The 3390-nt window shown below is 66.5% G+C and carries 3 protein-coding genes; 2 read left to right on the top strand and 1 reads right to left on the bottom strand.

What is annotated here, in order from left to right; genetic code table 11:
• Nucleotides 1–99: 99 nt before the first annotated feature.
• Entirely contained in the window at nucleotides 100–1626 is a 1527-nt protein-coding gene (locus ASE59_RS04165) for an acyl-CoA carboxylase subunit beta (RefSeq protein ID WP_056452267.1), read from the bottom strand.
• Between the two features lie 146 nt (nucleotides 1627–1772).
• Here ASE59_RS04165 and ASE59_RS04160 point away from each other — a divergent pair, with 146 nt between their 5' ends.
• Together ASE59_RS04160 and ASE59_RS04155 are read left to right on the top strand one after the other, a co-directional pair.
• Entirely contained in the window at nucleotides 1773–2315 is a 543-nt protein-coding gene (locus tag ASE59_RS04160; protein WP_056452863.1) for a (2Fe-2S)-binding protein, read from the top strand.
• Nucleotides 2316–2425: 110 nt separating this feature from the next.
• Nucleotides 2426–3390 (top strand): RcnB family protein (locus ASE59_RS04155; protein WP_056452264.1); only part of this gene is annotated, 965 nt, incomplete at its 3' end.

Raw genomic sequence — 3390 nt, 5'->3', positions numbered from 1 at the left:
GGGGGGGGGGGGGAGTGCCTCGCAATGCAACCGTGGTGGAACAGGAACCCCCCCTCCACCATCCTGCGGATGGTCCCCCTCCCCGTGACGAGGAGGATATCACAGCGGAATATTGTCATGCTTCTTCCACGGGTTTTCCAGCTTCTTGTTCCGCAGCTTGCGCAACCCCAACGCCACCCGCCGCCGGGTGGAATGCGGCAGGATCACCTCGTCGATGAATCCCTTACTCGCCGCCACGAACGGATTGGCGAAGCGCGCCTCATATTCCGCCGTCCGCGCCGCGACCTCGTCCGGGTCCTTTGACCGAAAAATGATTTCGACCGCACCCTTGGCCCCCATCACCGCAATTTCCGCGGTCGGCCACGCATAGTTCAGGTCGCCGCGCAGATGCTTCGACGCCATCACGTCATACGCCCCGCCATAGGCTTTCCGGGTGATGACCGTGATCTTGGGCACCGTCGCCTCGGCATAGGCGAACAGCAGCTTCGCGCCATGCTTGATGATCCCCGAATGCTCCTGACCGACGCCGGGCAGGAACCCCGGCACGTCGACGAAGGTCACGATCGGGATGTCGAACGCATCGCAGAAGCGCACGAACCGCGCTGCCTTCTTCGACGAATTGATGTCGAGACACCCGGCCAACACCATCGGCTGGTTGGCGACGATGCCGACGGTCCGCCCCTCGATCCGGCCGAAACCGATCAGGATGTTCGCGGCATGGCCCGGCTGCAGTTCGAAAAACTCGCCGTCGTCGACCGTCCGCACGATCAACTCGTGCATGTCATAGGGCTGGTTCGCGCTCGGCGGGATCAGCGTGTCGAGGCTTTCCTCGATACGGTCCCACGGATCGTCGCTCGGCCGCCCCGGCACGCCGCTGCGGTTGTTGGCGGGCAGGAAGTCGACGAAGTCGCGCGCCGCCAGCAGCGCCTCGATATCGTTCTCGAATGCGCAATCGGCGACCGACGACTTGGTTGTATGCGTCACCGCACCGCCCAGTTCCTCTTGGCTGACAACCTCGTTGGTGACCGTCTTGACCACGTCCGGCCCGGTCACGAACATGTAGCTCGAATCCTTCACCATGAAGATGAAGTCGGTCATTGCCGGCGAATAGACCGCGCCGCCCGCGCACGGCCCCATAATAAGCGACAGCTGCGGCACCACGCCGGACGCCAGCACGTTACGCTGGAAAACCTCGGCATAGCCGCCCAGCGACGCGACGCCCTCCTGGATGCGGGCGCCGCCCGAGTCGTTCAGCCCGATGACCGGCGCGCCGACCTTCATCGCCATGTCCATGATCTTGCAGATCTTCTGCGCATGGCGTTCCGACAGCGACCCGCCGAACACCGTGAAGTCCTGGCTGAACACATAGACCAGCCGACCGTTGACCGTGCCCGACCCGGTCACCACCCCGTCACCCGGCACGACCTGTGCCGGCATCCCGAAATCGACGCAGTTATGTTCGACATACATGTCGAGTTCCTCGAACGACCCTTCGTCGAGGAAGACGTCCAATCGTTCGCGCGCGGTCAGCTTGCCCTTGGCATGTTGCGCGGCGACGCGCTTCTCGCCGCCGCCCGCCCGCGCCGCCGCGCGCCGATGTTCCAACGCTTCGAGTGCTTCGAGCATCGTCTCTCCCTTGCCCCATGATGGGCGTTTCGGCCCTTGTGCCAGCAGGACGCGGTCGAGCGCAACATTCTTGCGTCGTCCAATCCACCCGGTTCGGCCGTACGGGGTTGGCGGACGCCGGCGAACCTCCCTACAAGGCCATCGCCATGACCCGGTTCACCGTCAACAACCTGCCGCAGGAATATCGGCTCGATCCCGAAACGCCGCTGCTCTGGGCGCTGCGCGACGTGTCGAACCTGACTGGCACAAAATATGGTTGCGGCACCGGCCATTGCGGGGCTTGCACTGTCGATATCGACGGGCGCGCGGTAAAGTCGTGTCAGGTCACCATCGGCAGTATAGAGGGCACGTTCGTCACCACGATCGAAGGGCTGGCCCGCGACCGCAGCCACCCGGTTCAGGCCGCGTTCCTCGCCGCGCAGGTCGTGCAGTGCGGCTATTGCATCCCCGGCTTCGTCATGGCGGCCGCCGCGCTGCTGCGCGCGAACCGTGACCCGGACGAGGCGACGATCGCGGCGGCGCTGACCAATTTGTGTCGCTGCGGCATCTATCCCCGGCTGGTCGATGCGGTGCGACAGGCCGCCGCCGCTGCGCGCGGCGATGCGACGCTGGCACCGCCGCCGCGCCCCGGCATCGATCCGGCGGAGGCGGCGCGCGAGACACCGGCGCTGACCCCGCCCAAACCATAGGCGCTTATTCTTTCAATCGGCTGTCATCGCCATTCAGCCACGGTTGATCGCATGCCAAGTACACCGGCACCATCGAAGCCGGCGACATCCGGCGGTGGAGGGAAGCCGAGATGAAGAATCGTTTCCTGCTGGCGTTGCTGAGCGTGACCGCACTGGTCCCGAGCGCGGCGATGGCGCAGCCCGAGCGTGAGGGGCGGGGGCCGCGAATGCGCGAGCGGATCGAGCGCGGACCGGGCGGTGAGATGCCCGCCGCCCGCGCCGAGTTCCGCAACGACATCCGCGTCGAGGCACCGACGCCGCGCCCCGAACAGCCCCGCGAGTCGCCCCGCTTCGAACCGCGCGGCGACCGGCCCGATCGCGGTCCCGGCTTCGAACGGCGCGATCCGCCGCGCGACGGACAGGGGCAGATCGATCGCGACGCGATCCGCCGCGAATGGCAGCGGGGCCAGCGCGAGCAACGTGAACAGCGCGAGGATCGCGGTTGGCAGCGCGGCCCGCAGCCGGGGGAACCCGATCGCGGCTGGCAGCGCCCGCCCCAGCCCGATGTCCCCGACCGCTTCGAACGCCGCGACCCACCGCGTGATGCGCAGGGCCAAATCGACCGCGAGGCGCTACGCCGCGACTGGCCGCGTCGCGACGGTCGTGGTGTTCAGGAACGTGATCGCCGCGAACAGTGGCGGCGCGAACAGCTTCGGCGCGACCAGTGGGACGGCAATGGCTCGGCACAGCGCGACCGCGACTGGAACCGCAACGGCTGGGACCGCGGCAATTGGGAACGCGACCGCTGGGGCAATAACGGCCAATGGGATCGCGGCTGGCGGGGCGACAACCGGTACGACTGGAACCGCTATCGCGAACGCAACCGCAGTCTCTACCGCCTGCCGCGCTATTATGCACCGCAGGGCTGGGGCTATGGCTATCGCCGCTTCGGCGTCGGCGTCCGGCTCAATTCGTTCCTGTTCGGATCGAATTACTGGATCAACGACCCGTTCTACTATCGACTGCCCGAAGCGTGGGGACCGTATCGCTGGGTCCGTTATTACAACGACGCGATGCTGGTCGACATCCGCACGGG

The sequence above is a fragment of the Sphingomonas sp. Leaf10 genome (genome assembly GCF_001421245.1).
In the GTDB taxonomy this organism is placed as follows: Bacteria; Pseudomonadota; Alphaproteobacteria; order Sphingomonadales; family Sphingomonadaceae; genus Sphingomonas.
This window is presented reverse-complemented; position numbering and strand designations above follow the sequence as displayed.